Origin of the sequence: Micromonospora sp. NPDC005174, from assembly GCF_040608495.1 — a bacterium.
In the GTDB taxonomy this organism is placed as follows: Bacteria; Actinomycetota; Actinomycetes; order Mycobacteriales; family Micromonosporaceae; genus Micromonospora.
Genome location: NZ_JBEXIJ010000044.1, coordinates 1 through 17,736 on the forward strand (window position 1 = coordinate 1; position 17,736 = coordinate 17,736).

General features: G+C 71.7%; 13 protein-coding genes. 8 read left to right on the forward strand and 5 right to left on the reverse strand.

Annotated features, from left to right (window positions below; all coding sequences use genetic code 11):
* The first annotated feature begins 99 nt into the window (after positions 1-99).
* The 3 genes from ABZU91_RS30255 to ABZU91_RS30265 are packed head-to-tail and all read left to right on the forward strand — an operon-like array spanning position 100 to position 2,854.
* On the forward strand, positions 100-636 hold the full coding sequence (locus ABZU91_RS30255; protein ID WP_355247878.1) for a PadR family transcriptional regulator: 537 nt from the start codon (positions 100-102) through the stop codon (positions 634-636).
* The gene (locus tag ABZU91_RS30260) at positions 633-1,334 is read left to right on the forward strand and encodes an ABC transporter ATP-binding protein (RefSeq protein ID WP_355247881.1); all 702 of its coding nucleotides are present in this window, start codon (positions 633-635) and stop codon (positions 1,332-1,334) included. Before ABZU91_RS30255 ends, ABZU91_RS30260 begins: the two co-directional genes overlap by 4 nt.
* Positions 1,331-2,854 (forward strand): FtsX-like permease family protein, encoded by a 1,524-nt coding sequence (locus tag ABZU91_RS30265; protein ID WP_355247884.1) that lies wholly within the window; start codon positions 1,331-1,333, stop codon positions 2,852-2,854. The genes ABZU91_RS30260 and ABZU91_RS30265 overlap by 4 nt, the downstream gene beginning before the upstream one ends.
* Positions 2,855-2,872: 18 nt before the next feature.
* Here ABZU91_RS30265 and ABZU91_RS30270 read toward each other — a convergent pair whose 3' ends face one another.
* Positions 2,873-3,055, reverse strand: coding sequence for a hypothetical protein (locus ABZU91_RS30270; protein ID WP_355247887.1), 183 nt, complete (start codon positions 3,053-3,055; stop codon positions 2,873-2,875).
* Positions 3,056-3,167: 112 nt separating this feature from the next.
* Positions 3,168-5,264: a S9 family peptidase gene (locus ABZU91_RS30275; RefSeq protein WP_355247890.1), complete on the reverse strand. Its 2,097-nt coding sequence runs from the start codon at positions 5,262-5,264 to the stop codon at positions 3,168-3,170.
* 96 nt (positions 5,265-5,360) lie between these two features.
* Here ABZU91_RS30275 and ABZU91_RS30280 point away from each other — a divergent pair, with 96 nt between their 5' ends.
* On the forward strand, positions 5,361-6,719 hold the full coding sequence (locus ABZU91_RS30280) for an FAD-binding oxidoreductase (protein WP_355247893.1): 1,359 nt from the start codon (positions 5,361-5,363) through the stop codon (positions 6,717-6,719).
* Between the two features lie 28 nt (positions 6,720-6,747).
* Here the strand turns inward: ABZU91_RS30280 and ABZU91_RS30285 are convergent, their stop codons facing one another.
* The gene (locus tag ABZU91_RS30285) at positions 6,748-8,817 is read right to left on the reverse strand and encodes a SpoIIE family protein phosphatase (protein WP_355247895.1); all 2,070 of its coding nucleotides are present in this window, start codon (positions 8,815-8,817) and stop codon (positions 6,748-6,750) included.
* Between the two features lie 292 nt (positions 8,818-9,109).
* On the opposite strand from ABZU91_RS30285, the gene ABZU91_RS30290 reads away from it, so the two are divergent.
* Entirely contained in the window at positions 9,110-13,477 is a 4,368-nt protein-coding gene (locus ABZU91_RS30290; protein WP_355247898.1) for a HAMP domain-containing protein, read from the forward strand.
* Positions 13,474-14,028: a response regulator gene (locus ABZU91_RS30295; protein WP_355247901.1), complete on the forward strand. Its 555-nt coding sequence runs from the start codon at positions 13,474-13,476 to the stop codon at positions 14,026-14,028. Before ABZU91_RS30290 ends, ABZU91_RS30295 begins: the two co-directional genes overlap by 4 nt.
* On the opposite strand, the gene ABZU91_RS30300 is transcribed toward ABZU91_RS30295, so the two are convergent.
* A complete protein-coding gene (locus ABZU91_RS30300; protein ID WP_355247904.1) occupies positions 14,020-14,535 on the reverse strand; it encodes a helix-turn-helix domain-containing protein in 516 nt (171 codons plus the stop codon). The two genes, ABZU91_RS30295 and ABZU91_RS30300, sit on opposite strands and share 9 nt — an antisense overlap.
* 92 nt (positions 14,536-14,627) lie before the next feature.
* Between ABZU91_RS30300 and ABZU91_RS30305 the strand changes: the two genes are divergently transcribed.
* Together ABZU91_RS30305 and ABZU91_RS30310 are read left to right on the forward strand one after the other, a co-directional pair.
* Positions 14,628-15,524 (forward strand): ABC transporter ATP-binding protein, encoded by an 897-nt coding sequence (locus tag ABZU91_RS30305; protein WP_355247907.1) that lies wholly within the window; start codon positions 14,628-14,630, stop codon positions 15,522-15,524.
* Positions 15,521-17,194, forward strand: coding sequence for an ABC transporter permease (locus ABZU91_RS30310; RefSeq protein ID WP_355247910.1), 1,674 nt, complete (start codon positions 15,521-15,523; stop codon positions 17,192-17,194). The genes ABZU91_RS30305 and ABZU91_RS30310 overlap by 4 nt, the downstream gene beginning before the upstream one ends.
* 110 nt (positions 17,195-17,304) lie before the next feature.
* On the opposite strand, the gene ABZU91_RS30315 is transcribed toward ABZU91_RS30310, so the two are convergent.
* Positions 17,305-17,640, reverse strand: coding sequence for an STAS domain-containing protein (locus ABZU91_RS30315; RefSeq protein WP_355004798.1), 336 nt, complete (start codon positions 17,638-17,640; stop codon positions 17,305-17,307).
* Between the last annotated feature and the right edge of the window lie 96 nt (positions 17,641-17,736).

Genomic DNA, 17,736 nt, shown 5'->3' on the forward strand with positions numbered 1-17,736 from the left:
GCCAGGTGATCATGGACGAGTTCCACTTCTACGCCGAGCCGGACCGGTGGGTGGGGTGGGTTGTTGACTTGGGTATTCGCTGGGTGAATAGTGGGGCGGGTGTCCACGCCGCATGTTCTGCTCGGGCTGCTTGCCGGGGGGAGTCGGCACGGATACGAGCTCAAGCGTGCGCATGACCAGCGGCTGCCACGGGCTCGACCGTTGGCCTTCGGGCAGGTCTACGCGACCCTTGGTCGCCTTGAGCGGGACGGCCTGGTGGCCACTGCGGGTCAGGACCGCGCCTCCGGTCCGGACCGCACGGCGTACGCGCTGACCGACGAGGGCCGGTCCACGTTGGATCGCTGGCTGTCGGCTGTGGAAGCACCGATGCCGTACGTGGCCAGCACCCTGTTCGCCAAGGTCGTGGTGGCGCTGCTGGTCGCCGACGTCGACCGGGCCCGGTCGTACCTGGTCGCCCAACGCGCCGCACACACCGCGCGGCTGCGGGAGCTGACGGCGGTCAAGACCGACCCGGCCGCCACCCTCAACGACGTGGTCGCGGCCGACTTCGCGATCTCCCACCTCGACGCGGACCTGCGGTGGTTGCACACCACCCTGGGCCGGGTCGCCGACTGGCACCGGGAGGTGCACGCGTGACGCAACTCCAGGCTCGCGGCGTGGTCCGGGCGTACGGCCAGACGCCCGCCCTGCGCGGTGTGACGTTCGACGTGGCCGAGGGCGAGATCGTCGCGGTCACCGGCCCGAGTGGCTGCGGCAAGTCGACCCTGCTGCACTGCCTGGCCGGGATCCTCCGGCCCGACGCGGGCGAGGTCACCTGGCGCGGCAACCGGATCGACACCTGGTCGGAGACGGCCCGGTCCCGGCTACGACGCACCGAGTTCGGCGTGCTGTTCCAGTTCGGGCAGTTGGTCGCCGAGCTGACCGCCGCCGAGAACGTGGCCCTGCCCCTGCTCCTCGCCGGCACGGGGCGGCGAGAGGCACGGACGGCGGCGCTCACCTGGCTGGAACGGTTCGGGGTGGCCGACATGGCCGACCTCCGGCCCGGTGGAATGTCCGGCGGTCAGCAGCAGCGGTGCGCAACGGCACGGGCCCTGGTCACCGAGCCACGGGTGCTCTTCGCGGATGAGCCGACCGGCGCGCTGGACACGCTCACCGGCGAGCAGGTCCTCACCCAACTCGTCCGGCTCGCACGTGAGCAACGGACCTCCGTCGTACTGGTCACGCACGAGCCGCGGATCGCCGCGTACGCCGATCGGGAGATCGTGCTGCGCGACGGCCTGGTGGACCACACCGGCCTGGGGCTCGACGTGCCGTTGGCGGGCGGCGCCCGGTGAGGCCGGCGACGCTGGTGCGGCTCGCGCTGGCCGGTAACCGGACCGACACGGCGCGGGTGGTGCTGACCGCGCTCAGTGCCCTGCTGGCGATGCTGGCCGGGCTGGCGGCGCTCACCGTGCTGGCCATTCAGAAACCGGCCGGTGACGCCTGGGCGGAGTCCGAGCAGTACCGCAACGCGCTGCTGCGGGAGCCGGGACTGCGCGGCGGGACGGCGTTCGCGCTGCTGATGCTGGCCGTCCCGGTGCTGGCGCTGGCCGGCCAGTGCGCCCGGCTCGGCGCGCCCGCCCGGGACCGGCGGCTCGCCGCGCTCCGGCTGGCCGGCGCCACCCCCGGTCAGGTCACCCGCCTGGCGGTGCTGGAGACCGGCCTGGCCAGCCTGCTCGGCACCCTCGCGGGGCTGGGTGTCTACCTGGTCGGCCGTGAGCTGCTGCACCGGCCCGACGGCCAGGGTCGGCTGGCCCTACCCACCGACGTGCTGCCTCCGGTCGGCGCGCTGGTCGCGGTGGTGCTGGGCCTGCCGGTCATCGCGGCGCTGGCTACCGCCCTGATGCTGCGGACGGTCACGACCAGCCCACTCGGGGTCAGTCGCAAGGCTGCCCGCGAACGGGGCCCGCGCCCCTGGGCCGGGCTGCTGATCGGCCTGGGCCTGGCCTCCTTCGTCGCCGTGCGCCCGGTGGTGTACCGGTTCGAGGGCAACGGCGTGGTGCTGGGCTGGCTGGTGCCGCTGCTGTTCCTGGTCGGTGGGCTCACCGCGATGATCGGGGTGGTCATCGGCACCGGCTGGATCTCGCACACCTGCGGACGGTTGCTGCGCCGGCACGCCCGCGGCGCGTCGGCGCTGCTCGCGGCGGGCCGGCTGATGGCCGACCCGTGGGCGGGCAGCCGGACCTTCGCCGCCTTGCTGGCCGCCGTGATCTTCGGTGCCGGCGCGGCGGCCCAGCGCGCCTACTTCGTCGCCCAGGACGCGCTGGAACGGGAGCAGAACCGCCTCGCCGGGGTGGACGACGGCGGCACCAACCCGTTCTACCTGTCGACCATGGACCTGGTCGACGCCGCGGTGGCCGTGGCGGTGCTGATCGCGGCGGGCGGCCTGATCGTCGCGCTGGTCGAGGGAATCGTCGCCCGTCGACGCGCGTACGCCGCGCTGGTCGCCACCGGCGTGCCCCGCAGCACGCTCAGCGCATCGGTGGCCTGGCAGGCGCTCACCCCGGCCGTGCCGGCGATCCTGCTGGCGCTCACCGTGGGAACTCTGCTCGGCCGAGGGCTCTTCCCCAACGTCACCACGACTGGATCATTGACGACGGTGTGCGACGCCACCGCGGCACTCTGCGACGACCCGGCCACTCGTGACCAGTACACGAGGGTCGTGCAGACCGGCGGGGAGCGGGCTGTCGCCGTACCCCTGGAACAGCTGGCCTGGCTCGGCGCCGGCACCCTGGCGGCGGTGCTGGTGACGGTCGGCGTCGGCCTGCTCTTCCTGCGGGTGAGCACCGCGGTGGACGAGCTGCGCACGGCCTGAGGAAGGCCGCCCGGCCGGTCAGGTCGGGGCGTGGAAGAGGCCGGCGGACCAGGAGATCAGCAGGCCGACGGCGGCCGAGCAGCAGCAGACGAGCAGGGCGGCGGCGACCACGGCGAGGATCATCCACGCGGACATGCGCCGGGCCGCACCCGTGCCGCCCGCGTCGTCGCCCAGACCGCCCTCATCGCGCTCGTCGCTCACGTCGGCGAGTCTAGGCGGGCTTGATCGCGCAGTTTCCTGGATGTAGTGGGCTCGATGGTCGGCGAGACCACTACATCCAGGATCGAGCGTGATCAGGGGGACGCGGCGTCAGTCAGGCGCGGCCCAGCCGGTCCAGGATCCAGGCGTTGATGAACGCCTCCTCACGCCAGGCGTCGTAGCGACCGCTCGGGCCACCGTGCCCGGCGCCCATCTCGGTCTTGAGCAGGTAGTCGCCCTGCGGCGCGGTCGCCCGCAGCCGCGCGATCCACTTCGCCGGCTCGGAGTAGAGGACCCGCGTGTCGTTGAGGCTGGTCACCGCGAGGATCGCCGGGTAGTCGACCGCCGCGACGTTCTCGTACGGCGTGTACGACTTCATGTACGCGTACACCTCGGGGTCTTCGAGGGGGTTGCCCCACTCCTCCCACTCGGTGACGGTCAGCGGCAGCGACGGGTCGAGGATCGAGGTGAGCGCGTCCACGAACGGCACCTGCGCGACGATCCCGGTGAACGCGTCCGGGGCGAGGTTGGCGACCGCTCCCATCAGCAGACCACCGGCCGACGCGCCCCGGGCAACCAGCCGGTCGCTTGCCGTCCAACCAGCCTTGACCAGGTGCCGGGCGCAGGCGACGAAGTCGGTGAACGTGTTCTTCTTCGCCAGCATCTTGCCCTGGTCGTACCAGCGCCGGCCCATCTCGCCACCACCGCGGGTGTGCGCCACGGCGAAGACCACGCCCCGGTCCAGCAGGGACAGGCGGGCCACCGAGAACCACGGGTCCATGCTGGCCTCGTACGAGCCGTAGCCGTACAGCTCGCAGGGGGCCGAGCCGTCGCGGGGCGTACCGACGCGGCAGACCAGCGAGATCGGTACGCGGGTGCCGTCGTCGGCGAGCGCCCAGTCGCGGTGCTGCTCGTACTCGGCCGGGTCGTACGGTCGGCCGTCCGGGCCGGGCAGCACCGGCTTCTGCTTACGCAGCACCATCTGCCGGGTCACCAGGTCGTAGTCGTACACCGAGTCGGGGGTGACCAGCGAGGAGTAGCGCAGGCGGACCTGCCCGGTGCGGTACTCCGGGTTCGCGTCCAGCCCGACGCTGTAGAGCGGCTCGGGGAAGTCGATGTCGTACCCGTCGTCGCTGCCGACCGGCAGTACCCGCAGGCCGGTGAGCCCGTCGGTGCGCAGGGACACCACCAGGTGGTTCGCGAACGCGTCCACCGCCTCCAGGCGGGTGCCCGGAGTGTGGTCGATCAGCGGCACCCAGTCGCCAGGGGTGTCCGCCGAGGTGAACGCCAGCGCGAAGTCCTCCGCGCCGTCGTTGTGCAGGATCAGGAATCGGTGGCCGTGGTGCTCCACCGCGTACTCGACGCCCTGCCGGCGTGGCGCGATCACGGCCGGGGCGCCGGTGGGATTGCCCGCCGGGATCACCAGCACCTCGCTGGTGACCTTGCTGTGGATGTCGACGAGGATGAACTTCTCCGACCGGGTCAGCTCGACGCCCACCCAGAACCGCTCGTCGTCCTCCTGGTGCACCACCACGTCGTCGGCCGCCGCGGCGCCGATCGTGTGCCGCCAGACCCGGTTCGGCCGCCAGGCGTCGTCGACCGTCACGTAGAACAGCACCGACGCGTCGGCCGACCAGGCGGTGCCGTAGAACGTGTCGGGTACCTCGTCGGGCAGCAGCTCGCCGGTGGTCAGGTCCTTGACGCGCAGCGTGAAGCGCTCGTCGCCGGAAAAGTCCGTCGAGTACGCCAGCCAGCGTCCGTCGGGGCTGACGTCGAACGCGCCCAGCGAGAAGAAGTCGTGCCCCTCGGCCAGCAGGTTGCCGTCGAGCAGCACCTCCTCGCCGTCGAGGGGAGCGCCGTCCGCGCTGACCGGCGGGTCGGACTCGCCGTCGCGGACCGCGCGCCGGCAGTGCACCCCGTACTGCTGACCCTCGATCGTCCGGGTGTAGTACCAGTACCCACCCTTGCGGGTGGGCACCGAGAGGTCCGTCTCCCGGGTGCGCTGGCGGGTCTCCTCGAACAGGTCCGCGCGGAGGGCGGCCAGGTGCGCGGTGCGCTCCTCGGTGTACGCGTTCTCGGCGGTCAGGTAGGCGATCGTCTCCGGGTCGTCCTTGGCGGCGAGCCAGGTGTACTCGTCGACGACGGTGTCGCCGTGGTGGGTGCGCTCGGTGGGCACCCGCTTCGCCGCGGGCGGGGCAGTCTCGGTGGTCACGGCGGCCACGTTACCGGCCGGCTCACCCTACGTGCCGGACCAGTGGCATCCCGAATAGCGCCACCTCGCCCTTCGAACACATGTACGATAGCCGCCATGGCGGCAGCAGCGAGTTCCCTCGGCCGGTCCGGAGCCCTCGAGATCACCCGACGATTGACCGCGATCTGCGGTCCGCCGTTCGCCCGACTCGCCGGCCCGGCCGACGAGGTGGCCGGGCGGCCCGCCCGTTGGGTTGCGGTACCGGGAGGTCCGCATGCCGCGGCCGAGGTGCTGCGGCTGGCCGCCGTACACGACCTGGCGGTGGTGCCTCGCGGCGCTGGCACGAAGATCGACTGGGGTGCGACCCCGACGCAGGTCGACATCATGCTCGACACCGGTCGACTCGCCGGCATCGGCCACGAGCCGGTGGGTGCCCCGCTGGCCGAGGTGGGTGCGGGCACTCCGCTGCGCGCCGTACAGGCCACTCTGGAGCGCACCGGGCAGCGGCTCGCGATGGACGCCCCCTCGCCGGGCGCGACACTCGGCGGGGTGCTCGCCGCCGGGGAGGCGGGGCCACTGCGACACCGCCACGGCAGCCCGTGCGACCAGCTCGTCGGCGTCCGCTATCTGGCCGCCGACGGTGAGCTGGTCAGTGCCGGCGGCGGCGCGCCGGGGCTCGACTTGGCCCGGCTGCTCTGTGGATCGCAGGGGGCGCTCGGCGTGCTGGTCTCGGCGAGCCTGCGGGTGCAGCCCGTCCCAGCCAGTCGGCTCTGGGTGTCCCGGCCGGTGTGGACTCCGCTGGAGGTCCACGAGCTGATCCGGGCGATCCTCGCCGCCCGCCTCGACCCGGCGGCCATCGAGCTGGACCTGCCCGGTGGGCTGCCCCGGCCGCGCACCGTGTACCCGCCGGGCCATCCGTCCGCCACCGCCCGCGAGCGCCACCCGTCGATGTCGGGCCGGTCCGGCGCGCCGTCCCGGGCGGGCAGCCTCGTCGTGCTGCTCGAAGGCGGCCCGGCCGAGGTCAACGAACGTGCCGAGCGGCTGGTCGGCCTGCTGCACGGCGACGCGACCGTCGCTCACTCGGCACCGCCGTGGTGGCGCCGTTACCCCTTCGCGCCCGGCGACACCGCGCTACGGCTCGAAGTGCCGATCAGCGATCTGCACGCCGCCGTGTACGCGCTGCGCGACGCGGCCGGCGCTCCGGTGCCGGTGCGGGGGTCGGCCGGTCTGGGCGTGGTGCACGCGGCTCTGCCCGGTGCCGTGCCACCCGATCGGGTGGCGTCCATCCTGGCTGCCGTCCGCGGGGTGCTGCTGGCCCGGCAGGGCCGCTGCGTGGTCGTCTCCGCGCCGGCGGCGGTCCGCCAGGCCGTCGACCTGTGGGGCGAGCTGGCCGGCCTGGTCCAGCTCCGCGCCGCGAAGGAGCACCTCGACCCGGAGCGACGCCTCGCCCCCGGCCGCCTCCCCGGCGGCCTGTGACTCGCGCCGGCGCGAGAGGCTGCGCCGGTCAGATCACGTCGTTGCGGAGCACCAGCACGGCGATGTCGTCCCGGGGTGGCTCGACCGAGAAATTGATCGTGGCGGCGCGCAGGCGCGCGGCGACCACGTCGGCGGAGTAGCCGGCCAGCGGTGCTGCCGCGTCCCGCAGCCGGTCGGTGCCGAACAGCTCCCGGCCGCGCCGCCGCTCGGTGACCCCGTCGGTATAGAAGATCAGCGAGTCGCCCGGGGTGAGCGTGATCTCCGTCGTCGGTGAGGTGATGGTGTCGAGCAGCCCCAGCGCAGTGCCCCCGGCGCCGACGAACCGGGCGCCGCCTCCATTGGCCAGCAGCACCGGCCGGTCGTGCCCGGCCAGGTGCAGCGAGACGTCGAGGTGGTCGCCGTCGCCCGGCCCGACCGCTGCCAGGGCCAACGTGCAGTATCGGCCACCGCCCCGCTCGACAAGCGTCTCGTTGAGCCGGGCCAGCGCCTCCGGCAGCGGCTTGCCGTCGCCGACCAACACCCGGATCACGTCGCGTACCAGCCCGGTGACCGCCGCCGCCTGGACGCCCTTACCCGAGACGTCGCCGATCACCACGAGCCAGCGCCCGTCGGGCAGCGGCACCACGTCGTAGAAGTCGCCACCCACCTCGGCGTCGTCACCGGTGGGCACGTACTCGGCGGCGAACCCGATGCCCTCCACCACCGGCAGGACGGGCGGCAGCAGGGACTGTTGGAGCGTCTGCGCGACCCGTCGGCGCTCGGCGTGGATCCGGGCGTTCTCGATCGCCAGCGCGGCCCGCCGCGCGACGTCCTCCAGGACGGCCACCTCGTCCGGGTCGTGCCGGTGCCGCTGGTGCCGGCCCACCGCGAGGGTGCCGAGCCGCTGCCCGCGCGCGATCAGCGGGACCGCGAAGCCTTCCATCGGCCCGCCGAGCGGGATCTGCGCCGCGCTGCGGGACGCCTCGCGCAGCCGGGCCTGGATGGAATCGGGGCCGGTCTCCGCCAGCACCCGGTGCAGGTGGGGCAGCACCGACTCGTCGGCGTGGCTGGCCGCCGCCAGCCGCAGCCGACCCCACTCGTCGGTGGTGTGCACGGCGCACCACTGGCCCAGCCGGGGCACCACCAACTGCGGGATCAGCGCCATCGTCAGCTCGACGTCCAGCGACTGGGCCAGCAGCTCGCTCGCCTCGGCGAGGAACGTCAGCCACGCCTGCCGGCGGACGTCCGCCCGACGCAGCCGGTCGTTCTCCAGGTGCAGCGACAGCCGCTCGGCGGTGAGCACCGCCAGCGGCCGGGCGTACGCCGACGGTGCGGCGTCCAGCTCCAACTCCCCGGCGTACGGGCGGTGCACCGTCAGCGGCACCCGCAGCAGCTCGCTGTCGGGGCGGGGCTGCCGCCCGAACCGGGCCAACAACTGTCGGCCCTGCCCGTCGCCCCGGTCCAGGCGTACCGCTCCACCGGCCGCGCCGACCATCTCGGCGACCCGGTTGAGCAGGCTGGTGGCGAAGTCGGGCAGCGGGTCGTCCGCGTACATGTCGGGGGCGGTCTGCATGAGCTCGCTCATCGCGCCGGCGCTCGGCGCCGAGCCGTCGACGGCCCCGGGGTTGCCCGCCATCGACGTGCCGCCCGCGCTGGAGCCGGCCCCCGGCTCGGTCCCGGCCCGGTCCAGGCGAAACCAGACGCCCTTGCCGGTCGGCAGGTACGTGGTGCCCCAGCGGCTGGCGAAGTGGTCGACGAGCAACAGCCCGCGACCGCGCTCGGAGACCTCGTCGATCTCGCTCGTGTCGTTGCGGGTGCCGACGGTCAGCTCGTCGTTGCCGGAGCTGGGCGCGAAGTCGGAGACGGTCACGGAGAGTCCGACACCGTCCGCCACGACCTCGATGTCCAGTTCGGTGCCGGCGTGCTCGACGGCGTTGGTGGTCAGCTCGGTGGTGAGCAGCAGCGCCTCGTTGACCAGGTCGTCGAGGTGGGCCTCGGCGAGGACCGAGCGGACGACCGCCCGGGCGGCGGCGGGCGTACGACGATCGGCGGGCAGGCGGACGCGCCGGACGGCCCCGCCCCGGGCCCCGGCCGTCGCGGGCCCCGCCTCGGCTGACACCCCCGTATCCTCCACCGTCGCCCCGCCGGGTGCCAAGCCGATCCGTGATCGACGGGGCGCGGAGCCGCTCGGCGCTACCGTGTGGTGACCAGTGCGTGCGGCACAGCGTCGTGACGCGTGACGAACGCCACTCGACGAGGTCTGTGTCGGGTTGGCACCCGGCGCGAGGATCGCCGGGCCGACCGGGCCCGATCGGCGGGTCGCGCACCCTGGCACTACGGCCGGCGCGGGCACAATATGGGGTGCCGGTGTGTCTGTACGGGCACGGACCCCCCCAGGTGAGCGAGGCATCATGACCACGGCGAAGCAGTCGTACGCGGATCCGTCCGCGCCCGACCAGGACGCGCTCCTCGGTGAGCTGACCGAGGCGCTGCGACGGGTTCGTCGCGGTGATCTGAAAGTCCGGTTGCCCCGCCGCGCCGGTAAGGCCGGTGAGGTGGCGGACGCCTTCAACGAGGTGGTCTCGCTCCAGGAGCGGCAGTACCTGGACCTGCGGCGGATCAGCCGGATCGTCGGTCGGGACGGCCGGCTCACCGAACGACTGGACGACGAGGGGCTGGACGGCTCCTGGGCGGAGGGGCAGCGGGCGATCAACTCGCTAATCGACGACCTGGGTCGGCCGACGACCGAGATCGCCCGGGTCATCGTGGCGGTCGCCGACGGCGACCTGTCCCAGCACATGGCGCTGGAGATCGACGGTCGGCCGCTGCGCGGTGAGTACCTGCGCATCGGCCGCACCGTGAACACGATGGTCGACCAGTTGTCGTCGTTCTCCAACGAGGTGACCCGGGTGGCCCGTGAGGTGGGCACCGAGGGCAAGCTGGGTGGCCAGGCCGACGTGCGGGGTGTCGCCGGCACGTGGAAGGACCTCACCGACTCGGTCAACACCATGGCGTCCAACCTGACCGGCCAGGTGCGGTCGATCTCGCAGGTCGCGACGGCGGTGGCCAAGGGCGATCTGTCGCAGAAGATCACGGTCAGCGCACGCGGTGAGGTGGCCGAGCTGGCCGCCACGATGAACTACCTCACGGACACGTTGCGGCTCTTCGCCGAGCAGGTGACGCGGGTGGCCCGTGAGGTGGGCACCGAGGGCAAGTTGGGTGGCCAGGCCGAGGTGCCGAACGTGGCGGGCACCTGGAAGGACCTGACCGACAGCGTCAACTCGATGGCGTCGAACCTGACCGCCCAGGTCCGCAACATCGCGCAGGTCTCGACGGCGGTGGCCCGCGGTGACCTGTCGCAGAAGATCACCGTGGCGGCGCAGGGCGAGATCCTGGAGCTGAAGGACACCGTCAACACGATGGTGGACCAGTTGTCGTCGTTCGCCGACGAGGTGACGCGGGTGGCCCGCGAGGTGGGCATCGAGGGCAAGCTGGGTGGGCAGGCGCAGGTACGCGGCGTCTCGGGCACCTGGCGTGACCTCACCGAGAACGTCAACCAGTTGGCCGGCAACCTGACCAGCCAGGTCCGGAACATCTCCCAGGTGTCGACGGCGGTGGCCAAGGGTGACCTGTCGCAGAAGATCACCGTCGACGCCCAGGGCGAGATCCTAGAGCTGAAGAACACCGTCAACACGATGGTGGACCAGCTCTCGTCGTTCGCCGACGAGGTGACGCGGGTCGCGCGCGAGGTGGGCACCGAGGGCAACCTGGGCGGTCAGGCGCAGGTCAAGGGCGTGTCCGGTACGTGGCGGGACCTGACCGACAACGTGAACTCGATGGCGTCGAACCTGACCAGCCAGGTCCGCAACATCGCCTCGGTGACGACGGCGGTGGCGAAGGGCGACCTGTCGCAGAAGATCACTGTGGACGCGCGGGGTGAGATCCTGGAGCTGAAGTCGACCGTCAACACGATGGTGGACCAGCTCTCGTCGTTCGCCGACGAGGTGACGCGGGTGGCCCGCGAGGTGGGTACCGAGGGCAAGCTCGGTGGTCAGGCGCAGGTACGCGGCGTCGCTGGCACCTGGCGCGACCTGACCGACAACGTGAACTCGATGGCGTCGAACCTGACCGCCCAGGTCCGCAACATCGCCCAGGTCTCGACGGCGGTGGCGAAGGGCGACCTGAGCCAGAAGATCACTGTGGACGCGCGGGGCGAGATCCTGGAGCTGAAGTCGACTGTCAACACGATGGTGGACCAGCTCTCGTCGTTCGCCGACGAGGTGACGCGGGTGGCCCGCGAGGTGGGTACCGAGGGCAAGCTCGGTGGTCAGGCGCAGGTCAAGGGGGTCTCCGGCACCTGGCGGGACCTGACCGACAACGTGAACTCGATGGCGTCGAACCTGACCAGCCAGGTCCGCAACATCGCCTCGGTGACGACGGCGGTGGCGAAGGGCGACCTGAGCCAGAAGATCACCGTGGACGCCCAGGGCGAGATCCTGGAGCTGAAGTCGACTGTCAACACGATGGTGGACCAGCTCTCGTCGTTCGCCGACGAGGTGACCCGGGTCGCCCGCGAGGTCGGTATCGAGGGCAAGCTCGGTGGTCAGGCGCAGGTCAAGGGGGTCTCCGGCACCTGGCGGGACCTGACCGAGAACGTCAACCAGCTCGCCTCGACGTTGACCACCCAGCTACGGGCCATCGCCCAGGTGTCCACGTCGGTGACCCGGGGCGACCTGACCCAGCGGATCGCGGTCAAGGCGCAGGGCGAGGTCGCCGAGCTGAAGGACAACATCAACCAGATGATCGTCACCCTCCGGGAGACGACCAAGAAGAACGCCGAGCAGGGCTGGTTGGACTCCAACCTGGCTCGCATCGGTGGCCTGTTGCAGGGTCAGCGTGACCTCGGCGAGGTCTGCCGCATGATCATGACGGAGGTGACTCCGCTGGTCGACGCCCAGCTCGGCGCGTTCTTCCTCGCCGACGACACCGACGGCAGCATGCGGCTGCGGTTGACCTCGTCGTACGGCTATGTGGCGCGGGGGCACGACGTGACCTTCGGGCCGGGCGAGGGGCTGGTCGGGCAGACCGCCCTCTCGCGCCGGACGATCCGGGTCAGCGCCCCGCCGAACAGCCGCCTCACACTTCGCTCCGGCCTGGCCGAGACACCGCCGACCGACCTGGTGGTGCTCCCCGTGCTGTTCGAGGGGGAGCTGCTCGGGGTGATCGAGTTCGCCAGCGTGTCCGCCTTCTCCGAGCTGCACCTGTCGTTCCTGGAGCGGCTGGTGCTCACCATCGGCATCGCCGTCAACACCATCCAGGCCAACCGGCGTACGGAGGAGCTGCTGGCCCAGTCGCAGCGGCTGGCCCACGAGATGCAGGAGCAGTCGGCGGAGTTGCAGCGCACCAACGCCGAACTGGAGGAGAAGGCCACCCTGCTCTCCGAGCAGAAGGGCAACATCGAGACCAAGAACCGGGAGATCGAGCTGGCCCGTCTCGGGCTGGAGGAGAAGGCGCAGCAGCTCACCCGGGCGTCGGCGTACAAGTCGGAGTTCCTGGCCAACATGAGCCACGAGCTGCGTACGCCGCTGAACTCGTTGCTCCTGCTGGCCCGCCTGCTCGCGGAGAACTCGGAGCAGAACCTCAGCCCGAAGCAGATCGAGTTCGCCCGGACCATCCACGGCTCGGGCTCGGATCTGCTGCGCCTGATCGACGACATCCTCGACCTCTCCAAGATCGAGGCGGGCCGGATGGACGTCGAGCCCACCGAGATCCGCTTCACCGAGCTGCGCGGGTTCGTCGAGCAGGCGTTCGCGCCGCAGGCCGAGGAGAAGAACCTCGACTTCCAGGTACGCGTGAGCAAGGATCTGCCGCCCGCCCTGGTGACCGACGCGCAGCGGTTGCAGCAGATCCTGCGCAACCTGCTCTCCAACGCGGTGAAGTTCACCGACAACGGCGCGGTGACCCTGCGGATCGCCCCGGCGGCGGAGAACGCGGTGTTCGACGTGCCCGCGCTGACGAACGCCCAGCAGGTGATCGCGTTCACGGTCATCGACACCGGGATCGGCATCTCCGACGACAAGTTGTCGATCATCTTCGAGGCGTTCCAGCAGGCGGACGGCACGACCAGCCGTCGCTACGGCGGCACCGGACTGGGCCTGTCGATCAGCCGCGACCTGGCGCGACTGATCGGTGGCACCATCACGGTCTCATCGGCGCCCGGTCAGGGTTCGACGTTCACGTTGTTCGTGCCGCAGGTCCTCGCCCCGGACGCGGTGGTCGCACCGCAGCCGCCGTCGCCACAGCGCGCCGGGCTGCCGTCGTCACTGCTCATGCCGCCGCTGGAGCTGTTGCCGGAGCGGTCGGAGGCACCGGCCATGCGCCAGTTGGACGGTGCCACCGTGCTGATCGTGGACGACGACGTACGCAACGTCTTCGCTCTGACCAGCGCGTTGGAGCTGCACGGCATGACCGTGCTGTACTCGGACAACGGGGCGGACGGCGTCCGCCTGCTGGCCGAGCACCCGGAGGTGGACATCGTGCTGATGGACGCCATGATGCCGGACCAGGACGGATACGAGACGACCCGCCAGATCCGGCGTAACCACCGGTTCGCCGACCTTCCCGTGGTCTTCCTGACCGCGAAGGCGATGCCGGGTGACCGCGAGTCGGCGCTCGCCGCCGGCGGAAGCGACTACATCACCAAGCCGGTCGACCTGGACGACCTGATCGAGCTGATGTCGTCCTGGATCAGTGGCAGCCGTACCGAGGAGACTTCGTGACCCAGATGGCCAAGGCGCTGCTCGTGGACGACCGCCGGGAGAACCTGATGGCCCTGGAGGCGATCCTCCAGGGCCTGCCGGTCCAGTCGGTCGCCGTGGAGAGCGGCGAGGCGGCACTCAAGCAGTTGCTGGTGGACGACTTCGCGGTGATCCTGTTGGACGCGCAGATGCCGGACATGGACGGCTTCGAGACGGCCAGCCACATCAAGCGCCGGGAGCGCACCCGGCACGTGCCGATCATCTTCCTCACCGCCGCCGACCGGGACGCCCAGCTCGCCCTTCGGGGCTACCAGGTGGGTGCCGTCGACTACCTGACCAAGCCGTTCGACCCGTGGGTGCTGCGGGCCAAGGTGTCGGTCTTCGTCGAGCTGTGGGTCAAGACCCGGCAGTTGGCCGCCCAGTCGGACCTGGTGCGGGAGCGCGACGCGCAGTGGCGGCGACTCACCGACGCGGTGGACGAGGCCACCACCCTGCTGCGTTCCGACGACCTTGCGGCGCGGGACCGTGCGGTGGAGCTGCTGGAGCAGGCCCGCTGGGGCAGCTCAGCCTGACGGGGCGGCTGCGCTCTCACCGGGGCGCAGGTGGCCGGTCTGGGCCCGGCGGACGCGCCACCGCTCGCCCAGTGAGTCGATCTCTTCCTGCACGAAGATGAAGAAGTCGCGCATCTCGGCCACCCGTTCGCCGGCCGGCGTGTCCGGGCCGTTGAGGGCGACCACGCCGCCCTCGGCCGCGTCGATGAACGTCTTGTAGATCGCGGTCTTGGTGATGGTCCCCTCGTACCAGGGGTCCTCCGGCATCCGGTAGCGGTCGCGGCGCGAGCGGGGGACCGGCTCGCGGACCAGCATGCCGAACTGGGTGAGGTAGCGGACCGCGCCGCTGACCGCCGCCGCGCTCACCCCGAGTCGTTCGCCGATCTCGGCGGCCGTCAGCGGGTCGTCCGCGGTCATCACGGTGAACAGCACTCGGGCGGCCATCCTCGGGAAGCCCACCTCGGCGAACGTGAGAGCCATCCGTTCGACGAAGAGGTGCACCGGGTCATGGCCGTCGGCGGCTGCCATCTCTGGTCCCTCCTACGCGTCTCGTGGGCATCGATGGTGCCCCGACTCTCACTGTCTTCACAACTTTGTGAAACGAGTGTAGCTTCCGATATATGGAAATTCCGATTGAGGTGTCCGGCCTGGTCAAGACCTTCGGCCGGACCCGGGCGCTCGACGGTCTGGACCTGACCGTCCACGCCGGCGAGGTGCACGGCTTCCTCGGCCCGAACGGCGCCGGCAAGTCGACGACCATTCGGGCGCTCCTCGGGCTGCTGCGGACGGACGCGGGGGCCGTCCGCCTGCTCGGTGGCGATCCGTGGCGCGACGCGGTGGCCCTGCACCGACGGCTGGCGTACGTGCCGGGCGACGTCACGCTCTGGCCCAACCTCTCCGGCGGAGAGGTCATCGACCTGCTCGGCCGGATGCGCGGCGGCCTCGACCCGGCCCGCCGGGCCGAACTGCTCGACTCCTTCGAGCTGGACCCCCGCAAGAAGGGCCGGACGTACTCCAAGGGCAACCGGCAGAAGGTCGGCCTGGTGGCCGCCCTCGCGTCGGACGCCGAACTCCTCATCCTGGACGAGCCGACCTCCGGCCTGGACCCCCTCATGGAAGAGGTCTTCCAACACTGGGTACGCCGGGCGAAGGCCGACGGCCGCACCGTGCTGCTCTCCAGCCACATCCTGGCCGAGGTGGAGGCGCTCTGCGACCGGGTGACGATCATCCGCAACGGGCGGGACGTGGAGACCGGCACCCTCAGCGAGCTGCGGCACCTGCGGCGTACCTCCATCGAGGCCGAGCTGACCGGCCCGGTCGACGGGCTGGGGCAGCTCACCGGCGTACACGACCTGCGGGTGGACGGGCAGCGGGTGCGCTTCGACGTGGAGGACGCCGCGCTGGACGTCGCCCTGCGTCGGCTCACCGAGATCGGCGTACGCAGCCTGGTCAGCCAACCGCCGACGCTGGAGGAACTGTTCCTGCGGCACTACCAGGCCGAGCAGGTGCGCTCGTGAGCGCGAGGAGTGAGCCGGGTTTGCGAGCCCCGCAGTCGCGATCGGAACGAAACTCGGCGACCGCGATCACCGGCACCCGGCACCTGGTGCGGCTGATCCTGCGCCGGGACCGGATCGTGCTGCCGATCTGGATCCTGCTGCTGGCCGTGCTCCCAGCCAGCTATGCCAGCGTGTACGCCGGCCTCTACCCGACCGAAGCCGAGCGGGCCGCCTACCTGGCCGGTACGGCGAGCAACCCGTCGATCGTGGCGCTGCTCGGCCCGGTCTACGGCGACAGCATCGGCGCGCTCACCGTCCAGCGGGCCGGCCTGTTCGCGTTGGTCGCCGCCCTGGTGAGCGTGCTGACGGTGGTACGGCACACCCGTACCGAGGAGGAGGCCGGCCGGCGGGAGTTGCTCGGCGCGACGGTCCTCGGCCGGTACGCCGGGCTGACCGCGGCGCTGCTTGCCACGTACGCCGCGAATGTGCTGCTCGGCCTGCTCATCGCCGGCGGCCTGGTCGCCGCGGGTCTGCCGGGGGCGGGCTCGTTGCTCTTCGGCGCCGGCGTCGCCCTGACCGGCATCGCGTTCGCCACGGTCGGCGGCCTGGCGGCGCAGCTCACCCAGAGCGCCAGCGGGGCGCGCGGCATCGGGCTGGGCGTGCTCGGGTTGGCGTTCGCGCTGCGGCTCGGCGGCGACGCCGGAGGGTCCGGTGGCAGTGGCGGCAGCGCCGAGTGGTTGAGCTGGATCTCTCCGCTCGGCTGGGTGCCCCGGGCGCGTGCCTTCGCCGGTGAGCGCTGGTGGGTGCTGCTGCTGCCGGTGCTGTTCAGCGTGGTGGTGGCGCTCGTCGCGTACCCCGTCTCGGTGCGTCGCGACGTGGGCGCCGGCCTCCTGCCACCCCGGCTCGGCCCGGCCACCGCGGGCGGCGGGCTGGCCGGCCCGCTCGGCCTGGCCTGGCGGCTGCACCGCGGCCAGTTGCTCGGCTGGACCGTCGGCTTCGGGCTGCTCGGTCTGGTGTTGGGTGGCGCGGCGGACGCGGCCGGCGACGCGGTGCAGGGCAACGAGCAGATGGCCGACCTCCTGGAACGGCTGGGTGGCTCGTCGACACTGGCGGAGGCGTACCTCGGCAGCACATTGAGCCTGACCGCGCTGGCCGCCGCCGGTTACGGCATCCAGGCCGCGCTGCGGGCGCGAGCGGAGGAGACCGCCGGCCGGGCCGAACCGTTGCTCGCCACGGCGGTGAGCAGATCCCGCTGGCTGGCGGCGCATCTGCTCTTCGCACTGCTCGGCCCCGTGGTGGTGCTGGCCGTGACAGGGGTGGCGACGGGACTGTCGTACGGCCTCAGCGTCGGTGACATCGGCGGTGAGGTGCCCCGGCTGCTCGGCGTGGGTCTGGCCCAGGTGCCGGCGGCGTGGGTGCTCGCCGGGCTCGCGGCGCTGCTGGTGGGCTGGCTGCCCCGCTTCTCGTGGGCTGCCTGGGCGGTGCTCGCCGGCTGTCTGCTGCTGGGTCAACTCGGCGCGGTGCTGGAGCTGAGCCAGTGGGTGCTGGACGTCTCCCCGTTCGCGCACACCCCGCAGGTGCTGAGCGACAACTGGACGATAACCCCCCTGGCCACCCTGACCGCGGTGTCAGCCGCCCTCCTGACCCTGGCCCTGCGCGCCGTCAATTCCCGAGACGTCCCCACCTCCTGAAGCAGGGCCCGCCGGTGATCATGAAGTTATTGCCGACAAATCGGACGGAATTTGGCAATAACTTCATGATCAACGGCTGCGGGCGGGCGCCCGGGACCGGGAGGGGGGTGTCAGCCGGTGGGTTGGTCGTTGCGGATCATCAGGGCGCTGCGCAGGCCGGTGATGTCCAGGACCCGGATGAGGAAGTCGCCCACGTGGGTCAGCATCAGCAGGCTCTGCGCGTGGCTGGCCTTGCGGCTGAGTACGACGAGGGTGCCCAGACCCTGCGAGTCGCAGAAGGTGACGCCGCCGAGGTCGAGGATGATCTTCGGGGGTGGGTCGGCCAGCACCTCGTTGACGACGGTGGAGAGCTGGGCCGCCGTGAGCATGTCGATCTCACCGGCCAGGCGCAGCACTGCTTCGTCGCCCGTCCGGTGTAGCGTGATGGACAGTTCGGCACGATCCACCCGGTCAGCCTAGCGCGATCCCGCCGACCCGGCCTGTCGAGGCGGTGAGCCGCCCTCTCAGCCGGCCCGATCGGGCACCGGAGCCAGGTGAGCCCG